15 protein-coding genes and 1 pseudogene are annotated in these 20011 nt (G+C 72.6%); 6 read left to right on the forward strand and 10 right to left on the reverse strand.

Annotated elements, in window-relative coordinates:
• The first annotated feature begins 162 nt into the window (after positions 1 to 162).
• Positions 163 to 717 (forward strand): XRE family transcriptional regulator, encoded by a 555-nt coding sequence (locus tag AB0E19_RS01485; RefSeq protein ID WP_362171349.1) that lies wholly within the window; start codon positions 163 to 165, stop codon positions 715 to 717.
• Positions 718 to 804: 87 nt separating this feature from the next.
• Here the strand turns inward: AB0E19_RS01485 and AB0E19_RS01490 are convergent, their stop codons facing one another.
• The 5 genes from AB0E19_RS01490 to AB0E19_RS01510 all read right to left on the reverse strand — a co-directional run bounded on the left by AB0E19_RS01490 (position 805) and on the right by AB0E19_RS01510 (position 7428).
• Positions 805 to 1731, reverse strand: a complete 927-nt coding sequence (locus AB0E19_RS01490; RefSeq protein WP_362171352.1) for an LLM class F420-dependent oxidoreductase — start codon at positions 1729 to 1731, stop codon at positions 805 to 807.
• Between the two features lie 223 nt (positions 1732 to 1954).
• On the reverse strand, positions 1955 to 2668 hold the full coding sequence (gene araD / locus AB0E19_RS01495; protein ID WP_362171355.1) for an L-ribulose-5-phosphate 4-epimerase AraD: 714 nt from the start codon (positions 2666 to 2668) through the stop codon (positions 1955 to 1957).
• 26 nt (positions 2669 to 2694) lie between these two features.
• On the reverse strand, positions 2695 to 4203 hold the full coding sequence (araA, locus tag AB0E19_RS01500; protein ID WP_362171358.1) for an L-arabinose isomerase: 1509 nt from the start codon (positions 4201 to 4203) through the stop codon (positions 2695 to 2697).
• 46 nt (positions 4204 to 4249) lie between these two features.
• A complete protein-coding gene (araB, locus tag AB0E19_RS01505) occupies positions 4250 to 5932 on the reverse strand; it encodes a ribulokinase (protein ID WP_362171361.1) in 1683 nt (560 codons plus the stop codon).
• Positions 5933 to 6381: 449 nt separating this feature from the next.
• A complete protein-coding gene (locus tag AB0E19_RS01510) occupies positions 6382 to 7428 on the reverse strand; it encodes a LacI family DNA-binding transcriptional regulator (RefSeq protein ID WP_362171364.1) in 1047 nt (348 codons plus the stop codon).
• Between the two features lie 222 nt (positions 7429 to 7650).
• On the opposite strand from AB0E19_RS01510, the gene chvE reads away from it, so the two are divergent.
• The 4 genes from chvE (at position 7651) to AB0E19_RS01530 (ending at position 14181) form a co-directional block, all read left to right on the forward strand.
• Positions 7651 to 8760: a multiple monosaccharide ABC transporter substrate-binding protein gene (gene chvE, locus AB0E19_RS01515; protein ID WP_362171367.1), complete on the forward strand. Its 1110-nt coding sequence runs from the start codon at positions 7651 to 7653 to the stop codon at positions 8758 to 8760.
• Between the two features lie 26 nt (positions 8761 to 8786).
• Positions 8787 to 10310, forward strand: coding sequence for a multiple monosaccharide ABC transporter ATP-binding protein (gene mmsA / locus AB0E19_RS01520; RefSeq protein ID WP_362171370.1), 1524 nt, complete (start codon positions 8787 to 8789; stop codon positions 10308 to 10310).
• 76 nt (positions 10311 to 10386) lie between these two features.
• Entirely contained in the window at positions 10387 to 11631 is a 1245-nt protein-coding gene (mmsB, locus tag AB0E19_RS01525) for a multiple monosaccharide ABC transporter permease (protein WP_362171373.1), read from the forward strand.
• 384 nt (positions 11632 to 12015) lie between these two features.
• Entirely contained in the window at positions 12016 to 14181 is a 2166-nt protein-coding gene (locus AB0E19_RS01530; RefSeq protein ID WP_362171376.1) for a glycoside hydrolase family 9 protein, read from the forward strand.
• Between the two features lie 156 nt (positions 14182 to 14337).
• Here AB0E19_RS01530 and AB0E19_RS01535 read toward each other — a convergent pair whose 3' ends face one another.
• The 5 genes from AB0E19_RS01535 to AB0E19_RS01555 all read right to left on the reverse strand — a co-directional run bounded on the left by AB0E19_RS01535 (position 14338) and on the right by AB0E19_RS01555 (position 18750).
• Positions 14338 to 14787, reverse strand: coding sequence for a DUF523 domain-containing protein (locus AB0E19_RS01535; RefSeq protein WP_362171379.1), 450 nt, complete (start codon positions 14785 to 14787; stop codon positions 14338 to 14340).
• A 58-nt stretch (positions 14788 to 14845) separates the two neighbouring features.
• Positions 14846 to 15445 (reverse strand): DUF2165 domain-containing protein, encoded by a 600-nt coding sequence (locus tag AB0E19_RS01540; RefSeq protein ID WP_362171382.1) that lies wholly within the window; start codon positions 15443 to 15445, stop codon positions 14846 to 14848.
• A gap of 96 nt (positions 15446 to 15541) precedes the next feature.
• A complete protein-coding gene (locus AB0E19_RS01545; RefSeq protein WP_362171385.1) occupies positions 15542 to 17023 on the reverse strand; it encodes a SulP family inorganic anion transporter in 1482 nt (493 codons plus the stop codon).
• Entirely contained in the window at positions 17020 to 17601 is a 582-nt protein-coding gene (locus tag AB0E19_RS01550; protein ID WP_362171388.1) for a carbonic anhydrase, read from the reverse strand. Before AB0E19_RS01550 ends, AB0E19_RS01545 begins: the two co-directional genes overlap by 4 nt.
• Positions 17602 to 18180: 579 nt before the next feature.
• On the reverse strand, positions 18181 to 18750 hold the full coding sequence (locus AB0E19_RS01555) for an EF-hand domain-containing protein (protein ID WP_362171391.1): 570 nt from the start codon (positions 18748 to 18750) through the stop codon (positions 18181 to 18183).
• Between the two features lie 485 nt (positions 18751 to 19235).
• Between AB0E19_RS01555 and AB0E19_RS01560 the strand changes: the two are divergent.
• Positions 19236 to 19997 (forward strand): annotated as a pseudogene (locus AB0E19_RS01560) (collagenase); the annotation flags it as partial.
• Between the last annotated feature and the right edge of the window lie 14 nt (positions 19998 to 20011).

Below are 20011 nucleotides of genomic sequence, written 5' to 3' on the forward strand. Positions count from 1 at the left end.
TGATGGGAACAACCGACTTTGACGGTAGAGACGTGGTGTGACGGGCGTGTGTCAGGAGTACGAAACCGTCTTCGGGCTTCCGGCGCGGGCGGCGTAAGGTGCCGTCAGGCGCCGTCGACCAGGGAGAACGGCGCCACGGGGCGGCGGAAGGACGGAACGGCCATGGAAGCCGCGCACACACCGCGGGTGGGCGCCGCCGTACGCCGTCGACGGCGGGCGCTCGGTCTGACGCTCGCCGAGCTCGCGGGGCGCAGCGGGCTCTCCTCCCCGTTCCTGAGCCAGATCGAGAACGACCGGGCGCGCCCCAGCATGCGGTCGCTGCAGCGGATCGCGGACGCGCTGGGCACCACCGCCGTCCGGCTGCTGGCCGCCTCGGACGAGACCCGGACGGTCGACGTGGTGCGCGCCGGCGACACGGGCGGCCTCGACCGCGCGGCGCGCGTCCGGCCGGTGGTGCGCGGTCGTCACCAGCTGCACGCGCTGGAGTTCGTCGGCGCGCACGAGGCGGACCGGGAGTTCCGGCACCGCAACGACGAGCTCATGTACGTGGCGGACGGCGCGGTCGAGGTGGAGGCCGACGGCCGGATCCACCGGCTGGGCCGCGGCGACACCCTGCTGCTGTCCGGCGGCGTCCGCCACCGCTGGCGCTCCACCGAACCGGGCTCGCGGGTCCTGGTGGTCGCGATCGGCGACCACGTGGAGGTGCTGGAGCCGTAAGGGGGCACGGCCGCCCGTCTGCCGAGCCGGCGCGGGCAAGCCTGTCCGGCGCGGGCAAGCCTGTCCGCCGCGGCCCGCGCGACCGGCTCAGTCCCGCGACAGTTCGCCGAGCAGCTTCCAGGTGCGGCGCCGGTCGTCCTCGCCGCTGAGGTCCGTCGCGGTGAACACGACCTCCGTCGCCCCCGCGTCACGGTAGCGTCGCACCTCGGCGGCGACGGCCTCCTCGTCTCCGAGGACGGCCAGGTCGGCGGCCCGGTCGGCGCCGGAGAGTCCGATGACGCGCTGGTAGGAGGGCACGCGCTCGTAGAGGGCGAGCGCTTCCGCCGCGCGCCGCCGCACGCCCTCGGCGTCGGCGGTCACCGCGCCGGGCACGAGCGCCACGATCCGGGGCGCGGGGCGGCCCGCCGCCTGTGCCGCGGCGGTGACGGCGGGCACGATGTGCTCGGCGAGCGCCCGCGGCCCGGCCAGGAACGGCAGGATGCCGTCGGCGAGTTCACCGCTCACCCGCAGGGCCTGCGGCCCCATGGCCGCGACCAGCACGGGCACCGGCGGGTGGGCTCCCGGGACGGCCGCCGAGTAGGGCGTCGTCGCGGTCAGCAGCTCGCCGTGGAAGTCGGCCTCGCCCGTTTCGAGGAGCGGCCGCAGGGCGGTGAGGAACTCCCTGAGCAGACCGATGGGCCGCTGGTACGGCAGCCCGAACGCGCCCTCGGTGAGGTGCCGCGTTCCGAGGGCGAGCCCGAGGTGGTACCGGCCGCCGGTGGCCGCCTGCGCCGTCTGGGCCTGGCTGGAGACGAGCAGCGGATGACGGCCGAAGACCGGGAGCGCGGCGGTGCCCACGTGCAGGCCCGGCACCTCGCGGCCGACGATCGCGGCCAGCGAGGGCGAGTCGTACGCGAAGGACTGGCCGAACCACCCCGAGTGCAGTCCGGCGTCCCGCGCCTCGCGCGCGAGGGCGACGGTGCTGTCGAGGGGGAGCTGCCGGGAGGTCGAGCTGAGCGTTACTCCGAGATTCATGTACGCCACAACAGGCGGCTAAGGGTCCGGCATTCCTGGCCAACCGCCTTGGTGCGCAAGGTGGTTGCCCGGCCCCTTGGACGCCGCCAACGGCACGCTCGTCCAGCTCTGCTCCTGCTGGAACGGCAGCAACCAGCGCTGGACCCGTACCTGACCCGATGCGGCGAAGGCCGCGCCATGGAGGGGGCCGGGGTGACCCTGACCCCGGCTCCCCTCGGCGCGGTCAGACGGAGGCGGGGTTGCCGTAGTACGCATCCGGTCCGTGCTTGCGTGTGAAGTGGCGGTCCAGGAGGTGCTGCGGGGGTTCGACCGGGCCCAGGGCGAGGGTGCGGAGGGCCATCTCGGCCACCGCCTCGCAGACGACGGCGTGCTCCAGGGACGCGGTGGCGTCCGCGCCCCAGGTGAAGGGGCCGTGGTGGGCGACCAGGGCGCCGGGGACCTCCCGGGCGCGCGTGTCGTCGCGGTCGAGGAGGTCCACGATGACCTGGCCGGTGTTGTACTCGTAGTCCGTGGCGCACTGCTCGGGCGTGAGGGGCTCGGTGACGGGCACGGGACCGTTGAACGTGTCCGCGTGGGTCGTGCCCAGCACCGGGATCGGGCGCCGGGCCTGGGCGAAGGCGACGGCGTGGGTGGAGTGCGTGTGGGTTACGCCCCCGATGGAGGGGAAGGCCAGGTAGAGGCTCCGGTGGGTCTCCGTGTCGGTGGAAGGCCGCAGACGGCCCTCCACGACGCTCCCGTCGGCCAGGGAGACGACGACGAGGTCCTCCTCGGTGAGCACGTCGTAGGTCACGCCCGAGGGCTTGATGACGAAGACGCCGGCCCGTCGGTCCACTCCGCTCACGTTGCCCCAGGTGAGGGTGGCGAGGCCGGCGCGGGGGATGCGGAGGTTGGCCTCCAGCACCTCGCGCCGCAGTTCCTCGGAAACGGTCCTGCTCACGGCGGACTCCGTCCTGGTGGGGGTGTTCACAGGGCCTGGGCCAGACGGTGGTACGCCTGGTTCCAGCGCAGCTCGCGCGTGAAGCGCCGGACGGTGGTGTCCTCGTCGATGACGGCGAGTTCGGTCCGCAGCATCTCGGCGAGGTCGTCGAGCTCCTCGCCCACGAGGGCGGTGGTGAGGACGGTGTGGTGCGGCGCTCCGGCCGTCAGCCACGCCTCGGTGGAGGTGCGCAGGTCGGGGCGGGGCCGCCAGACGGCCCGGGCGACGGGGAGCCGGGGCAGCGGCTCGGGCGGGGCGACGACGTCGACGCGGTTGGCGACGAGGCGGAACCGGTCGCCCATGTCGGCGAGGCCGACGACGACGGCCGGGCCGGGGTCCGCGTCGAAGACCAGGCGGACCGGGTCCTCCCGCCCGCCGATCCCGAGCGGATGGATCTCACAGCGGGGCGCCGCCGTCGTGAGCGAGGGGCAGACCTCCAGCATGTGGGCGCCGAGGATGAGCTCCTGACCGGGCGTCAGGTCGTAGGTGTAGTCCTCCATGAAGGAGGTTCCGCCGGGCAGGCCGTGCGCCATCGCCTTCAGGGTGCGCAGCAGGGTGGAGGTCTTCCAGTCGCCTTCGCCGCCGAAGCCGTACCCGTCCGCCATCAGGCGCTGCACGGCGAGCCCGGGCAGCTGGCGCAGGCCCCCGAGGTCCTCGAAGTTGGTGGTGAAGGCGCGGAACCCGCCCTCCGTGAGGAAGGTGCGCAGCCCGGCCTCGACGCGGGCGGCGTAGCGCAGGGAGTCGTGGCGCTCGCCCCCGGGGCGCAGCTCGGGAGCGACGGCGTAGAGGTCCTGGTACTCCTTGACGAGGGCCGTGACGGTGGACTCGTCGGCGGCGTCGACCGCGGCGACGAGGTCGTTGACGCCGTACGTGTTGACCGAGACCCCGAACCGCAGCTGCGCCTCGACTTTGTCGCCCTCGGTGACGGCGACGTCGCGCATGTTGTCGCCGAACCGGGCGAGTCCGAGGGTGGTGAGTTCGGCGCGGCCGACGGCGGCGCGGGCCCATCCGGCGATGCGGTCGACGACGTCGGGGGTGGTGACGTGGCCGGCCACGGTCTTGCGCGGGACGCCGAGGCGGGTCTGGACGAAGCCGAACTCGCGGTCGCCGTGGGCCGCCTGGTTCAGGTTCATGAAGTCCATGTCGATGGTGGACCAGGGCAGTTCGCGGTTGGCCTGGGTGTGCAGGTGGAGGAGGGGCTTGCGCAGGGCGTCGAGGCCGGCGATCCACATCTTGGCCGGGGAGAAGGTGTGCATCCAGGCGATCAGGCCGATGCACCGGTCGTCGGCATTGGCCTCCAGGCAGAGCGCGCGGATGGCTGCCGCGTCGGTGAGGACCGGCTTCCACATCAGGCGGACGGTCATCCCGGGCTGCCCGGCGAGGGTGGCGCAGAGGGTGCGGGACTGGTCGGCGACCTGGGCCAGGGTGTCGTCGCCGTAGAGGGCCTGGCTGCCGGTGAGGAACCAGATCTCACGGTCGGGCTGGGCGAGCGTCATGTCGGGTGTGCTCCTCGGAGGTGCTGGGGCGGGGAGGTCGGGGCGGTCAGCCGGTGGCGCCGGCGACGCGTGCGGTGTTGCGGATCCGTCGCAGGCGGTGGAGGAGGTGCGTGCCGGTGCCGAAGTGGTCGTGCAGGGCGCGGTATTCGCGGAACAGGGCGTCGTAGGCGTCCGCCCGTGCGGGGTCGGGCAGGTACGCGTGGCGCTGGACGCCGCCCATGACGGAGGCCGCCGAGCGGACGTCGGGGTGGGCGCCCGCGGCGACGGCCGCGTGGATGGCCGAGCCGAGCGCCGGGCCCTGTTCGGAGGTGCCGAGGGAGACGGGGCGGCGGAGCACGTCGGCGTAGATCTGCATGAGCAGCCCGTTCTTCCGCAGTCCTCCGGTGACGATGAACTCCTCGACGGGGATCCCGCCGTCCTCGAAGTTCTCGACGATCAGCCGGGTGCCGTAGGCGGTGGATTCGAGCAGGGCCCGGTAGACGTCCTCGGGCCGGGTGTCGAGGGTGAGGCCGGCGATGAGGCCGGAGAGGTGGTGGTCGACCAGCGGCGAGCGGTTGCCGTTCATCCAGTCCAGGGCGACGAGGCCGTGCGCGCCGACCGGCTGGTCCGCGGCCTTGCGGGTCAGGAGCCGGTGGAGGTCCTCGCCCGACGCCTCGGCCTCGGCGCGGTAGTGGTCCGGGACGCCCTGGCGGAGCCACCAGGCGAAGATGTCGCCGACCGCGCTCTGGCCGGCCTCGTAGCCGTAGGCGCCCTCGACGACGCCGCCGGCGACGACCCCGCAGATGCCTGGCACCTCGGCGAGGGTGGCGCCGTTGAGGACGTGGCAGGTGGAGGTGCCCATGATGGCGAGCATCCGGCCGTTCTCCACGGCGCCGGCCGCGGGCGCGGCGACGTGGGCGTCGACGTTGCCGGCGGCGACGGCGATGCCCTCCGGGAGACCGGTCCAGCGGGCGGCCCGGGCGCTCAGTCCGCCGACGCGGGAGCCCAGGGGGGACAGCGGGTGCTCCAGGCGGGTGGCGGGGAAGTCGGCGAAGTCCGGGTGGAGCCCGGCGAGGAAGGCGGGCGAGGGGTACGTGCCGTCCTGGTGGATGCCCTTGTAACCGGCGGTGCAGGTGTTGCGGGACTCGGTTCCGGTGAGCTGCCAGACGATCCAGTCCGCCGCCTCGATCCAGCGCGCGCAGGCGGCGTAGACGGCGGGGTCCTCCTCCAGGACCTGCAGGGCCTTCGCGTACTGCCACTCGGCGGAGATCCTGCCTCCGTACCGGGCGATCCACTTCTCGCCCCGGGCATGGGCGAGCGCGTTGATGCGGTCGGCCTGGTCCTGGGCCGCGTGGTGCTTCCACAGTTTGGGCCAGGCGTGCGGGCGGTCGGCCCACTCGGGCGTCAGGGCGAGCGGGGTGCCGTCCGGGGTGGTCGGCAGGACCGTGCACGCGGTGAAGTCGGTGGCGATGCCGACGACATGGGCGGGGTCGGCTCCGGCGTCGGCGAGCGCCGCGGGCACGGCGGTGCGCAGGACGTCGCGCCAGTCCTCGGGGTGCTGCAGGGCCCAGTCGGGGGGCAGCGGGGTTCCGGTGGAGGGGAGGCGGTCCTCGATGACGGCGTGGCGGTACGCGTGGACCGCCGAACCGAGCTCGGCGCCGTCCCGGACCCTGACCACGACGGCGCGCCCCGAGAGGGTGCCGAAGTCGACTCCGACGGTGCATGCCTCGGGAAGAACGTGTGGGCTCACGATGCGGTCTCTCTCGTCGGGAGCGGGAGTCAGAGGAGCACCCTGATTGTTAGCGCTCACAATTGCGGGGGACAAGAGCCGGGTGCACTTCGCTCGAACATCGGGCGAGAAATCGGGCGCCTGAAGTGAGCACTCACTCACGCGGTCAGGCGGAACGGCAGAACGGCAGAACGGCGGGCCCGACCCGCCCGCGAGGGCGCGGCAAGTGAGGGGTGGCGGTGGCCGCGAAGCGGCCGACGCACGGTGCCCCGCGCGGCCCACGTCGCCGAAGACCGAACAACCGAAGACGGAACGGCCGAAGACGGAACGGCCGAAAGCGGAACGGCCGACAGGAGCGACGTCAGCGGCCGCCGGGACGCCCGTCGCCGGCCGACGGCGAGAGGCCCCGCCACCCGCCACCCCACCCGCCGCGGGCCGGCGCGCGACTCCGGGAGCCCGCGCCCTCCCCGTCAGGCCTCGCCCGCGGGCCGCGTGCTCGCCCGCATGATGAGCTGCGGTTCCACCAGGAGGTGTTCGGTCTTCGTGGCGCGCCCCTCGATGTGGTCCACCAGAAGTCCGATGCTCCGGCGCCCGATGGCGGCGAAGTCCTGCCGGACCGTCGTCAGGGGCGGCGGGAAGTACTCGGCTTCGGGGATGTCGTCGAAGCCGGCGACGGCCACCTGGGCGGGGGTGCGGATCCCGCCCTCGCGCAGCGCCCGCAGGACGCCGAGCGCCATCTGGTCGTTGGCGACGAAGACGGCCGTGACCGGGGTCGCCCCGCGGCGGGCCATGGCGAGTCCCGCGAGTTCCTGCCCGGCCCGGTAGCCGGACAGCGGGCTCCAGTCCCCCGTCAGGACCCGCGGGGGCCGGATGCCGCTCTCCTCCAGGACGGCGCGCCATCCCGCCGTACGGGCCTCGCTCTCCAGCCAGTCGCCGGGCCCCGCCACGTGCCAGACGTTGCGGTGCCCGGCGGCGAGCAGGTGCTCGGTGACCATGCGGGCGCCGAGTTCCTGGTCGAGGGAGACGCCGGGCAGGTCGAGCTGGTGGCCGCCCTCCACGGTCACCACGGGGAAGGGCGCGTCCAGTTCGGCGAGCGCCTGGACGTGGGAGCGCTGCGGGGTGATGGCGACGACGCCCTCCACGCCCCAGGCCGCGAGGTGGTCGATGGCGTCCTTGAGGCCCTGCCCGCCTCCGCTGCGCAGGCTGACGGTCGAGACGAGGTACCCCTCTTCCCGTGCCGCCTCCTCCAGTCCGGTCAGGGTGCTGGCGGGGCCGTACAGGGCGGTGTTGACGGCGATGACACCCAGCGTCCTCGTGCGGCGCGTGACCAGGGCGCGGGCGGCGGAGTTGCGGCGGTAGCCGAGCCGCTCGATCGCCTCGGTGACGTGCTCGCGGGTGGCGGCGCGCACGTTGGGGTGACCGCTGAGCACCCGGGAGACGGTCTGGTGGGAGACCCCCGCCTCCCGTGCGACGTCGGCCATCGTCGGCGGGCGGACGTCCTCCGCGGGGTGCGCCACGTTCGCCTCCCTTCTCCGTGCTCACGGCTGGGCATCGATACGGGAAAAACCTTAGCGCCTCTTGTAACACGCCTTTGTGAGCGCTAACAATCTAGCTCGACCGGGGCCGACGCCCCGGCAACCCAGCCGGAACGGTGCCGTCCCCGGTGGTGCGTGGACCCGCGCCGCCGTCGATCCCGTTCCCGGTCGGAGCCGCCCTCGACGACGGGATGGGTAACGCCCATGAAGAAGTTCCGATCCGCATCCGCTCTCCTGGCCGTGACCGCCGGCTGCGCCCTGCTGCTGACCGCCTGCGGGCAGTCCGCCGAGGGAGGCAGCCAGGAGTCGAAGGACGAGAAGCAGCGCACCATCGGCATCGCCATGCCCACCAAGTCCTCCGAGCGGTGGATCGCCGACGGCCGCAACATGACCGAGAGCCTGAAGAAGGCCGGCTTCGCCACGACCCTGCAGTACGGCGAGGACGACCCCGACCAGCAGGTCGCCCAGATCGAGAACATGATCACCCAGGGCGTCGACGCCCTGGTCGTGGCGGCCATCAACGGCGAGGCCCTGTCCAACGTCCTGCAACAGGCGGCCGACGCCGACATCCCGGTGATCTCCTACGACCGGCTCATCCTGGGCTCCCCCCACATCGACTACTACGCCTCCTTCGACAACGAGAAGGTCGGCGAGCTCCAGGCCACGTACATCGTGGACAAGCTGGGTCTGACGTCCGGCGCGAAGAAGGGCCCCTTCAACATCGAGCTCTTCGCCGGCTCCAACGACGACAACAACACCAAGTACTTCTTCGACGGCGCCATGAAGGTGCTGAAGCCCTACCTCGACAGGAAGCAGCTGGTCGTACGCTCCCAGCAGACCCGGCTCAACCAGGTCACCACCCTGCGCTGGGACGGCGGCACGGCGCAGAAGCGCATGGACGACCTGCTGACCTCCGCGTACTCCACGGCCCGGGTCGACGCGGTCCTCTCCCCCTACGACGGCATCTCCATCGGCATCCTCTCCGCCCTGAAGTCCGACGACTACGGAAGCGCCGCCAAGCCGCTGCCGGTCGTCACCGGCCAGGACGCGGAGGTCGCCTCCGTGAAGTCGATCATCGCGGGCGAGCAGACGCAGACCGTCTACAAGGACACGCGCGCGCTCGCGGAGGTCGCCTCGGACATGGTGGCCGCCGTCCTCGACGGCAAGAAGCCCGAGATCAACGACGACAGCACCTACGACAACGGCGAGAAGGTGGTTCCGGCCTACCTGCTCGACCCGGTCAGCGTCGACAAGTCGAACTACCGGAAGGTCCTGGTCGACTCCGGCTACATCGACGCCGGGGCGCTGAAGTGACCTCCCCGGTGACGCCCCTGCTCCGGATGCGGTCCATCGTGAAGACCTTCCCCGGAGTCCGGGCCCTGTCCGAGGTGACCCTGACCGTGGAACGCGGCGAGGTGCACGCCCTGTGCGGAGAGAACGGTGCCGGGAAGTCGACCCTGATGAAGGTCCTGTCCGGCGTCCACCCGCACGGGACGTACGAGGGCGAGATCCTCTTCGACGGCGAGCCGTGCCGCTTCAAGGACATCAGGGCCAGCGAGCGCCGCGGCATCGTCATCATCCACCAGGAGCTCGCGCTCGTCCCCCACCTGTCCATCGCCGAGAACATCTTCCTCGGCAACGAACCGGCCCGGCGCGGGATCGTCGACTGGCGACGGGTGCTGCGCCGCGCCTCCGAACTGCTCCGGCGGGTCGGGCTCGACGAACACCCCGAGACGCGGATCGCCGACCTCGGGGTCGGCAAGCAGCAGCTCGTGGAGATCGCGAAGGCGCTGGCGAAGGACGTCCGCCTGCTGATCCTCGACGAACCCACCGCCGCCCTCAACGACGAGGACAGCGAACAACTGCTGCGGCTGATGCGGGAGTTGAAGGGCCAGGGCATCACCTCGATCCTCATCTCGCACAAGCTGAACGAGATCGCCAGGATCGCCGACTCCGTCACGATCCTGCGGGACGGGCGCTCGATCGAGACCCTCGACGTCAGGGACCCGGCCACCACCGAGGAGCGCGTCATCCGCGGCATGGTGGGGCGGGACCTCGACAGCCGCTTCCCCGACCGCACGCCGTACGAGGGCCCGGCCGACGCGGCCCCCGTCCTGGAGATCCGGGACTGGACCGTACGCCACCCGCTCGACCGCGCCCGCAAGGTCGTCGACGGCGTGTCGCTCCGCGTCCGCCGCGGCGAGATCGTCGGGGTGGCGGGACTCATGGGGGCCGGCCGGACCGAGCTCGCCATGAGCGTCTTCGGCCGTTCCTACGGCCGCTACGAGCGGGGCACCGTCCTCAAGGACGGCCGCGAGGTGCGGACGCGTACGGTCCCCGAGGCGGTCGCCCACGGCATCGCGTACGTCACCGAGGACCGCAAGCACTACGGTCTCGACCTCGGGGACTCCGTGAGCCGGAACATCTCGCTCGCGTCCCTCGGCGCCCTCGCCCGCCGCGGGATCGTCGACGCTCACGAGGAGCGCAGGGTGGCCGAACGGTACCGGCGGATCCTGAACATCAAGGCCCCGAACGTCCTCGAACCGGTCGGCCGCCTCTCCGGCGGCAACCAGCAGAAGGTCGTGCTCGGCAAGTGGATCCTCGCCGGGCCCGACGTCCTCATCCTCGACGAACCCACCCGCGGCGTCGACGTGGGAGCCAAGTACGAGATCTACACCGTGATCGACCGGCTCGCCTCCGAGGGGAAGGCGATCCTGCTCATCTCCTCCGAGCTGCCCGAACTGCTCGGCATGTGCGACCGCGTCTACGCCATGGCCGCCGGACGGCTGACCGGCGAGGTCGCCCGCGCGGACGCGACGCAGGAAGTGCTGATGCGGCACATGACGCGGGACTCCCCCGCGTGATGCGGCACATGACGCGGGACTCCCCCGCACCGTCGGCCGCCACCACAGACTCCGCCCCCAGCGAAGGACACCAGGCATGAGCACCGAAGCCGACACGAAGACGACCGCCCCGGCGCCTCCCGGCGGCGGGTCCCCCGCCACCGGGACACCGGTGCTCCGGGTGCTCCTCGACGGCGTCCGGCGGAACATGCGCCAGTACGGCATGCTGTTCGCGCTCGGGCTGATCGTGCTGCTGTTCCAGATCTGGACGGGTGGCGACCTCCTGCTGCCGCGCAACGTCTCCAATCTTGTCCTGCAGAACAGCTACATCCTCATCCTGGCCATCGGCATGATGATCGTCATCATCTCCGGGCACATCGACCTGTCGGTGGGCTCGCTGATGGCCCTGGTGGGCGGCGTCGGGGCCGTCCTCATGGTCGAGCACCACGTCTCCTGGCCCGTCGCGGTGCTCCTCACCCTGCTCCTCGGAGCGGTCGCCGGCGCGTTGCAGGGATTCTTCGTCGCGTACGTCGGCATCCCCTCGTTCATCGTGACCCTCGCGGGCATGCTGCTGTTCCGGGGGCTCACGGAGATCTTCCTCAAGGGGCAGACGCTCGGCCCGTTCCCGGACGGACTGCAGAAGGTCGCCAACGGCTTCCTGCCCGCGGTGGGGCCCCGGACCGACTACCACAACCTGACCCTGCTCCTCGGCCTCGGACTGATCGTCTACGTGGTCCTCCAGGAGGTGCGGGACCGCCGCCGTCAGCGGGAGTTCACCCTGGAGACGCTCCCGGCGGGCCTGTTCGCGCTGAAGGTGACGGCACTGGTCGCCGCGGTCCTGGTCACCACCCTGCTGCTCGCCAGCTACAAGGGCGCGCCCGTGGTCCTCCTCATCCTGGCCGTGCTGCTGGTCGGCTTCGGGTACGTGATGCGCAACGCGGTGATCGGCCGCCACGTGTACGCGATCGGGGGGAACCTGCCCGCCGCGCAGCTGTCCGGGGTCAAGGACAGGAAGGTGACCTTCGCGGTCTTCCTCAACATGGGGATGCTCGCGGCGCTCGCCGGGCTGGTTTTCGCGGCGCGCTTCAACGCGGCCTCGCCGAAGGCGGGCGTGAACTTCGAACTGGAGGCCATCGCCGCCGCGTTCATCGGCGGGGCGTCGATGAGCGGCGGTGTCGGGACCGTCCTGGGAGCCATCATCGGCGGCCTGGTCCTCGGCGTGCTCAACAACGGCATGAACCTCGTCGGCGTGGGCACCGACTGGCAGCAGGTCATCAAGGGCCTGGTACTGCTCGCGGCGGTCGGGTTCGACGTGTGGAACAAGCGGAGGGCGGGCGCCTGACGCCGCGCTGGGACACGGCCGCGCCCGCCGGTGCTCCGCCGGCGGGCACAGCCGTTCTCGTACGCGGTCGGTCCCGCGTGCCTCACCGCAAGGCCGCCCTGGCCGAGCGCGGCGAGGACGGCGGGACCGGGCAGGGGCCGCCGTCACGACCGTTGACGGTGCCGGCGCGCCGTCGTTAGTCTCCGCTCCAGATCCCGGCCTGACGACGCCGGCTCTCCGCGACGCCATTTGGGAGCGCTCCCATGGCATCACTCCCCCTACCCCATCGTCCAGGACGAGCCACGGCTTCCCCACCGCCTCCCGCCGCCTCACGCCCACTCCCACCGGCTCACGACGCACCCGCACTTCCTGACGCCACCCCACGACCACCCGTAGGAGCCGCACATGCCCCCCACCACGTCGTCCTTAGTCCGCCGCCCCGCGCGCCTCTCCGCCGTGCTCCTGACGGGCGCCCTCCTCCTCGGCGGCCTCGTGACCGCACCGTCCGCCGCGGGCGCGTCGACCGCCGCGGCCGCGACCACGGCCGTGCGCGTCAACCAGGTCGGCTACCTGCCCGACGGGCCGAAGCGCGCGACCGTCGTCACCACGGCGACGCAGGCGCTCGGCTGGCAGTTGCGGAACGCGGCCGGGACGGTCGTCGCCTCCGGTACGACCGTCCCGCGCGGCGCCGACGCCCCCTCCGGACAGTCCGCCCAGGTGGCGGACTTCTCCTCGCACCGGGAGACGGGCACCGGATACGTCCTGACCGTGGACGGCAGCAGCAGCGCCCCCTTCGACATCCGCGCGGACCTCTACGACGCGCTGCGCTCCGACACGATGGCGTTCTTCCACCACCAGCGCAGCGGCATCGCGATCGACGCCTCCCTGGTGGGCTCCGCCTACGCGCGCCCGGCCGGACACCTCGGCGTCGCACCCAACAGGGGCGACACCGCCGTCCCCTGTCAGGCGGGCGTGTGCGACTACACCCAGGACGTCAGGGGCGGTTGGTACGACGCGGGCGACCACGGCAAGTACGTGGTCAACGGCGGCCTCTCCACCTGGCTGCTCGTCAACTCCTTCGAGCGGGCCGAACGGGCGGGCACGGAGGCTGCGTTGGGCGACTCCACCCTGCGCGTCCCCGAGCGCGGCAACGGCATGCCCGACGTCCTCGACGAGGCGCGGTGGGAGCTCGACTTCCTGATGCGGATGCAGGTCCCCGCCGGCAGGCCGAACGCGGGCATGGCGTTCCACAAGATCCATGACGCGGCATGGACCGGCATGCCGATGCGGCCCGAGCAGGACCCTCAGCCGCGCGAGCTCCACCGCCCCTCCACGGCGGCCACCCTCAACCTCGCGGCGGCCGCCGCGCAGTGCGCCCGCGTCTTCCGGCCCTACGACTCCGCCTACGCCGACCGCTGCCTGTCGGCCGCCCGCCGGGCATGGAGCGCGGCACAGGCCGACCCGGCGCTCTACGCCCCGGATTCCGACGGCACGGGCGGCGGCGCCTACGGGGACACACGGGTCACCGACGAGTTCTACTGGGCCGCCGCCGAGCTGTACGCGGCGACCGGCGAGAGCTCCTACCGGGACGCGGTCACCTCCTCGTCCTGGCACACCTCCGCCGACGCGTTCAGCCCGTACGGCTTCGGCTGGGCGGACACCGCCGCGCTCGGCCGGCTCGTCCTGGCCACCGTCCCCAACGGGCTGCCCGCCGCCGACACGGCCCGGATCCGCTCCTCGGTGACCGCCGCGGCCGACGGCTACCTGTCCAGGATGGCCGCCCAGGGGTACGCCGTGCCCGTCCCCGCGGACGGCTACTTCTGGGGGTCGAACGGCGCGGTCGCCAACGACGCCGTCGTCATGGCCGTCGCCGGGGAACTGACGGGCGACGCGCGCTTCCGCGCCGGCGCCCTGGAGACCATGGACTACCTGCTCGGGCGCAACGCCCTGGGCGTGTCGTACGTGACCGGCTACGGCGAGACGTCCGCCCGGAACCAGCACCACCGCTTCTGGGCGCACCAGCTGGACGCCTCGCTGCCCCATCCGCCGGCCGGTTCGCTCGCGGGCGGCCCCAACAGCGCGCTCCAGGACCCCGTCGCGCAGGAGAGGCTGCGCGGCTGCGCCCCCGCGGCCTGCTACGTCGACCACATCGACTCGTACTCGACCAACGAGGTGGCGGTCAACTGGAACGCCCCGCTGGCCTGGCTCGCCGCCTATGCCGCCGAGCGGACCTCCACCGGCGGCGAGCCGCCCGCCGCGGCCTGCGTGGTGACGTACGCGGTGAGCAACGTCTGGAGCACCGGCTTCACCGCGAACGTCACCGTCGAGAACACCGGCCCGACGGCCGTGGACGGCTGGCAGCTGACCTGGGCCTACCCGGGCGGGCAGAACGTCACGAGCGCGTGGAACGCCACCGTCACCCAGAGCGGCACCGCCGTCAGCGCCCGCAACACCGACTGGAACCGGACGATCGCCCCCGGCGCGTCGGTGAGCTTCGGAGTCCAGGGGACCCACACCGGCTCGACCCCCTCCCCCACGGCCTTCACGCTCGGCACGAGCGCCTGCGCCTGACCCGACCGCCCGGCGGTCGCCCTGCCGGTCGGACCGGAAGGGCGACCGCCGGGCGCACCGGACCCGGAAGACGACGCGGCCGGCGGTCGGCTCATCGGGTGGACCGGCACCTCGCCGTCCGCGGCGGGGCGACGCCCCGTCGTCCCACGGTCCTCCTCACGCGCCGGGCGCGGGACGGACCGTGACGCCGTTCCGTTCGAGCAGGGCCGCGGTGACCCCGTCGCCCGCCGTCAACCGCCCGGTGAACGAGCCGTCGTGAACCGTGCCGCGGCCGCACGACGGGCTGCGCGGCATCAGCAGGGCCTCCCGGCAGCCACTGCGCCGGGCCGCGTCGAGCGCGAGACGGGCTCCGGCGACGAACTCCGCCGTCACGTCGCGGCCCGTGTCGTCGACCACGCGTGCCGTGCCGTCGAGCACGGCGCCCCCGTCGCCGCCGACCAGCTCGGCGGGGCGCCTCGGGGTCGCGAGGCCGCCCGCGGTCTCCGGGCAGAAGGGGACGGGCTCGCGGCCCGCGAGCGCGGCCTCGATCTCCGGCGACGCCTTGTGCCGTCCGTCGAACCGGCACGGAACTCCGCGCAGACACGCGCTCACCAGGACAGCTTCCATACCGGCAGGCTATCCGCCACCCATCCGCGCGAGAGGGCGGTACGGCACGGAGGGGGCGTCAGGTCCCTTCGGCAGCGGCCCGGCCGCGCGCACCGGGCAGGTGCACGACGAGGAGCGTGAAGGCGGCGAGCGCGACGTTGCGGGCGGCGGCGTCCAGACCGTTCCAGTCGGACGACTGCCACATGGCGAACCACTCGCCGCCGATCGCGAGGAACCCCGCCCCGAAGAGCAGCAGCACCATCACCAGACCCACCGTGCTCGCCGCCCGGGCGCGGTCGTACGCGTCCCGGCGCAGTCCCGTGATCCAGAGCCAGGTGGCGGCGAGGAGGACCAGCGCGGCCAGCGTCTCCCAGACGATGACGGCGACGTACACGGCGTTCTGGAGGGCGGGCGATTCGACCGCCCTCCACATCAGGTCGGGGTCCTTGAACGTGGTGTCCATGCTCAGGACGTGCTGGACGAACTGCTGGTTGGTGCCGAAGTCCGTGATGTTCCCGAAGGCGACCAGGGTCATGTAGAGCGCGACGGTCCCGGTGAGCGCGGCCGCCGCGACGGGCGGCGCGCCCAGCCGCAGCAGCGGGTTCCGCCGGGTGGCCGGGGCGTCGGCCGGGGTAGGGGCGCCGGGGTCGGTGCCGGTCGGCCGATGGGCCTGTCCCATGGGGGGATCCTCCTCGTCGTGACACGGGTCCCGCGCTCGGACCGCGGGCCGCCTACGGTCTCCTCCCCACCCGGACGGCCTTCCAGCCGCGCGGGCTCAGGCGGCGGTGGTGAGTTTCACCGGCTCGGTGCCGGCCGCGCTGTGCCGCTCGGCCCAGCCCTCCAGCGCCGTACGGCAGGCGTGGTCGAGGTGGTGCAGGCGCGACAGGTCGAGTTCGACCGGTCGGTCCTGCGGAAGCGACTCCAGGCTGTCGAGGATCTTCGGCAGGCGGAGGAAGGTGGCGTTGCCGGCGAGGTACGCCCGGATCGGGCCGGCGCCCTTGTCGACGACCTCCAGTCTCACGTGCGAGGCCTCCCACGCGGTCTTGGCGACCGCCAGGCCGAGGCCGATCAGGACGCCCTCGAACATGTTCACCACGACGATGGCGACGGCCGTGACCACCAGGACCACGGCCTCTCCCTTGTGTCCCCGCCACAGCCCCGCGAGCTGGCGGAACGGAATCAGCTTCCAGCCCGCGTGGACCAGGATTCCGGCCAGGGCGGCGAGGGGGATCAGGGCGAGGGCGAAGGGCAGCACGGCGGCGAACAGCAGGAGCCATCCACCGTGCAGGACGCGCGACGCCCTGGTCCTGGCGCCGGCCTCGACGTTGGCGGAGCTGCGTACGATCACCGCGGTCATGGGCAGCGCGCCGAGCAGGCCGCACACCGTGTTGCCGGTCCCCTGGGCGACCAGCTCCTTGTCGTACTCGGTGCGCGGACCGTCGTGCAGCCGGTCCACGGCCGCCGCGCTGAACAGGCTCTCCGCCGACGCGATCAGCGCGAACGCGACGACCGTGCCCCAGACGGCCGGATCGGCGAGCTCGGCGAAGGCCTGGGCGCCGGGCAGCTGGACGACACCGAGCAGTCCCTCCACCTCGACCGTGGCGACGGGCAGGCCGAGACCGAGCGAGGCGGCCGTCGCCAGCACCACCGCCACGAGGGCCCCGGGCACGGACCGCACCCGCCCCGGCAGCTTCTTCCAGAGCACGATGACGGCGATGGTGCCGGCACCGGTCGCGAGCGAGGCCAGGGCCTCCGTGCTCCCGAGCGCGTCGGCGAAGGCCCGGGGCAGGCCCACGATCTTGCCGATGCCGGTCTCCGGGGCCTTGAGCCCCGCCGCCGCGTAGAGCTGACCGGCGATGATCACCAGGCCGATGCCGCAGAGCATGCCCTCGACGACGGCGACGGAGATCGCCCGGAACCAGCGGCCGATCTTGAGGAGGCCCATGGCGAGCTGGAGCAGGCCGGCGGCGAGCACGATCACCCCGAGCGCGCCCACTCCGTACGCGCTGACCGCCTCGAAGACGATCACCGTCAGACCCGCCGCGGGCCCGGAGACCTGGAGGCTGCTGCCGGCCATGCATCCGGTGACGAGGCCGCCCACGATGCCGGTGACGAGACCGAGTTCGGCCGGGACGCCGGAGGCGACGGCCACGCCGACGCACAGCGGTACGGCGACGAGGAAGACGACGACGGACGCGAGGAAGTCCTCGCGCAGGTGGGGGAAGCGGCGAGGCGTGCCGACCGTCGCGCCGCTCACAGCGCCTCGAACGCGTCGGTGTCCGGGCGGTGTTCGCGCACGGCGCCGGTGCCGACCTCGTAGTACCAGCCGTGCAGGCGGAGCCGGCCCTCCGCGAGGCGCCTCTCGACGCACGGATAGGAGCGCAGCCGCAGCAGCTGGGTCAGGACGTGGTTCTGGACGGCCTCGGTCACCGCCGGGTCGGCCGGGTCGGAGGACCGGGGCTCGTCCGCCGCGTGCGCGAGCCAGTCCCGTACGGCCGGCACGGCGGTCAGGTCCTCGCCGCGTACGAGCGCGCCGACGGCGCCGCAGTGGGAGTGCCCGCAGACCACGACGTCGGCGACGCCGAGGACCTCCACGGCGTACTCGATGGTGGCCGCCTCACCGGTGGGGGTGCCGGAGGCGTAGGGAGGAACGATGTTGCCCGCCGTGCGCAGCTCGAAGAGCTCGCCGGGACGGGCGCCGGTGATCAGGGCGGGGACGACCCGGGAGTCGGAACAGGTGATGAAGAGGACCGCCGGGGACTGGCCTGCGGCGAGGCCGGTGAACTCCTCCGGGCGCCGTCCGAACGAGCGCGCGTGGTCGATGAGGGGTTGCATGGCGTGGTGATTCCTCCTGGCGCGCGTCGGATGCGCGTCGGGTGCGGGACGGGTGCGGGACGGCGAAGTGGGGGGACTACGGGGGGACTTACGGGGGTGGGACGCCTCTACGCGTCTGCGAAGGGCGCGGTGGCGGCGAGGAGCGGCGACACGAACGGCACAACGGTGAGGAGCGTCAGCACGCACCGTGTCGTCGTGTCTCATGCCTCGTGACGTGCGGCTTCTGATTCCCTTTTGGGTGGTTCAGATGTATAGCGAGACTCAAAGATTGGTCAAGGGAGGGTCAAGAAGCATGTTAATCCAGCAAAGTTGCATGCGGGGTCAACGTGGGGCGTCCACCGCGGGAGCGCCCTAAATGCGAGGGGGATTGGCCGGATCGGGTCGATCGCGAAAGCGATTTCGACGAGACGGAGGCGATCCGACGACGGGCGACGAGGCCGCCCGCAGGGGAAAGACCGAGGCGCCCGACCTGGGCCACGGCCCGTCGGACGCCTCTCGTTCGCCGTGTGCACAGGGAGGGCACGGCGGACACGCACGCGCGGGCCGGCGGCCCGCTCACCCGGAACCGGGAGGGACTGCTCAGTCTCGGCCGGAGACCGGCCGCCCCATCCACCAGTTGCCGGCGGCCTCGGGGTCCGGGCTGGTCCAGAACTCCACGACGGCGTCGGTGAATTCGGCGGGCGACAGCGTGCCGTCACCGTCGATGTCGAGGTGCCGGAAGGCCTCGGCCGCTTCCTCCTCGGTGAAGCCGGGGAAGTGCCCGCGCTGGAAGGCGAGGAACTCGGCGGGGCCGACCCGCCCGTCCTGGTCGATGTCCGCGATCCGCAGGTAGGTCTCGGCGATCCCGCCGAGGGCGGCCCGGGCAGCCCCGGGGTCGTCGGCCAGCGACCGGGTCGAGGCGACGAACCGGTCCTTCGGGATCCCCTGCCCCCCGGCCGGCAGGAACGGCAGGTGCACCTCGCGCCAGATGCCCAGGTAGGCGTCGACGATCCCCCGCGCCTCGGGGGAGTCCTCGGCGTGCCCGAGGGAGGACGCCACCCGGCGGCCCATCGTCACGTGGTCGTCCTCGGTCAGTACGCCGTTGCCGTTCACGTCGAGCCGGTCGAAACCGCGCTCGATCTTCGCCGTCAGAAAGTCCCGACCGGCCATCACCGCTCCTCTTCGTCGCGTGCCCCGCGGCAGGACGCGGGGACGCGCCTGCCACGCGGGGCAACGAGGGGCCGCCCGCAAAGGAAACGCCCTCGCCCAGGACGCCGAGGTCCGGTTCGGCCGCCGTCGGCCGCTGCCGGGTCGCGCATCCGCTGCCCCGTCACGAGGCGTTCACTCCCCGCCCCACCCCCCGTCGGCCGCTCCCGGTCTCGCGCACACCATTGCCAAGACATGTGACATGTGCCATTTTACTGCGCATCCCGTCGCCGACGGGCCCCCAACTCGTCTTCCAGGAGCCGACCTTGCGCGCCTTGGCCATCGCCACCGCCCTGTTGATCGCCGTCGCCACCCCCGCTGCCGCCGCTCACGCGGCGCCGGCCGACCGGGGCGAGCCCACCCCGGACCACGTCTTCGCCGACGCGGGACAGCGCCCGGCCCACGGCACGGGCAAGAACACGCCGGGCCTGGCCTCGGGCGGCGGCGGCAGACTCGAATCCCGGATCCTGCCCGTCGTCCACGACTGCAGCCCTGCCCTGCGCATTCGCGCCCAGGAGATGACCGCCGCCCAACTGGCCGCCACCTGCGCGAGCCTCGCCGACCAGGACGCCTACTTCCACAACGTGGTCAAGGACCCGGGCCCCGTCGCCGACGACCACAACACCACGCTGGAGGTCGACGTCTTCAACTCGAGCGCGGACTACAAGGCGTACGCCGGGCGGATCTACGGCATCGACACCAACAACGGCGGCATGTACCTGGAGGGGGACCCGGCCCGGACCGGGAACCAGCCCCGGTTCATATGCTACGAACGCACCGACGTGAGCCCCGGCTGGCAGATCTGGAACCTCAACCACGAGTACACCCACTACCTCGACGGCCGCTACGACCTCCACGGCGATTTCGCCGACAGCCAGACCACCCCCACCGTCTGGTGGGGCGAGGGCATCGCCGAGTACGTCTCCTACTCGTACCGGGGCGTCCCCTACACCAACGCGCTGGCCGAGGCCGGCAAGCACACGTACGCGCTGCGCACGCTGTTCGACACCACCTACGCCAACAGCGACGTCAACCGCACCTACAACTGGGGCTACCTCGCCACCCGCTACATGATCGAGCGGCACCCCGCCGACGTCGCCACCGTCCTCGGCCACTACCGCACCGGGAACTGGAACGCCGCGCGCGCGTTCCTCACCTCGCTGGACTACGAGAGCGACTGGAACGCCTGGCTGACGGACGTGTCCGCCGGCGCCTGATCGCCCCC

Source organism: Streptomyces sp. NPDC047974, from assembly GCF_040653375.1.
Taxonomy (GTDB): Bacteria; Actinomycetota; Actinomycetes; order Streptomycetales; family Streptomycetaceae; genus Streptomyces.

Coding starts and splice junctions, on each gene's coding strand:
- AB0E19_RS01485 (WP_362171349.1), top strand. CDS start 163: ATGGAAGCCGCGCACACACCGCGGGTGGGCGCCGCCGTACGCCGTCGA.
- mmsB (WP_362171373.1), top strand. CDS start 10,387: ATGAGCACCGAAGCCGACACGAAGACGACCGCCCCGGCGCCTCCCGGC.
- AB0E19_RS01550 (WP_362171388.1), bottom strand. CDS start 17,601: ATGCAACCCCTCATCGACCACGCGCGCTCGTTCGGACGGCGCCCGGAG.
- AB0E19_RS01490 (WP_362171352.1), bottom strand. CDS start 1,731: ATGAATCTCGGAGTAACGCTCAGCTCGACCTCCCGGCAGCTCCCCCTC.
- mmsA (WP_362171370.1), top strand. CDS start 8,787: ATGCGGTCCATCGTGAAGACCTTCCCCGGAGTCCGGGCCCTGTCCGAG.
- AB0E19_RS01535 (WP_362171379.1), bottom strand. CDS start 14,787: ATGGAAGCTGTCCTGGTGAGCGCGTGTCTGCGCGGAGTTCCGTGCCGG.
- AB0E19_RS01555 (WP_362171391.1), bottom strand. CDS start 18,750: ATGGCCGGTCGGGACTTTCTGACGGCGAAGATCGAGCGCGGTTTCGAC.
- chvE (WP_362171367.1), top strand. CDS start 7,651: ATGAAGAAGTTCCGATCCGCATCCGCTCTCCTGGCCGTGACCGCCGGC.
- AB0E19_RS01530 (WP_362171376.1), top strand. CDS start 12,016: ATGCCCCCCACCACGTCGTCCTTAGTCCGCCGCCCCGCGCGCCTCTCC.
- AB0E19_RS01540 (WP_362171382.1), bottom strand. CDS start 15,445: ATGGGACAGGCCCATCGGCCGACCGGCACCGACCCCGGCGCCCCTACC.
- araA (WP_362171358.1), bottom strand. CDS start 4,203: ATGACGCTCGCCCAGCCCGACCGTGAGATCTGGTTCCTCACCGGCAGC.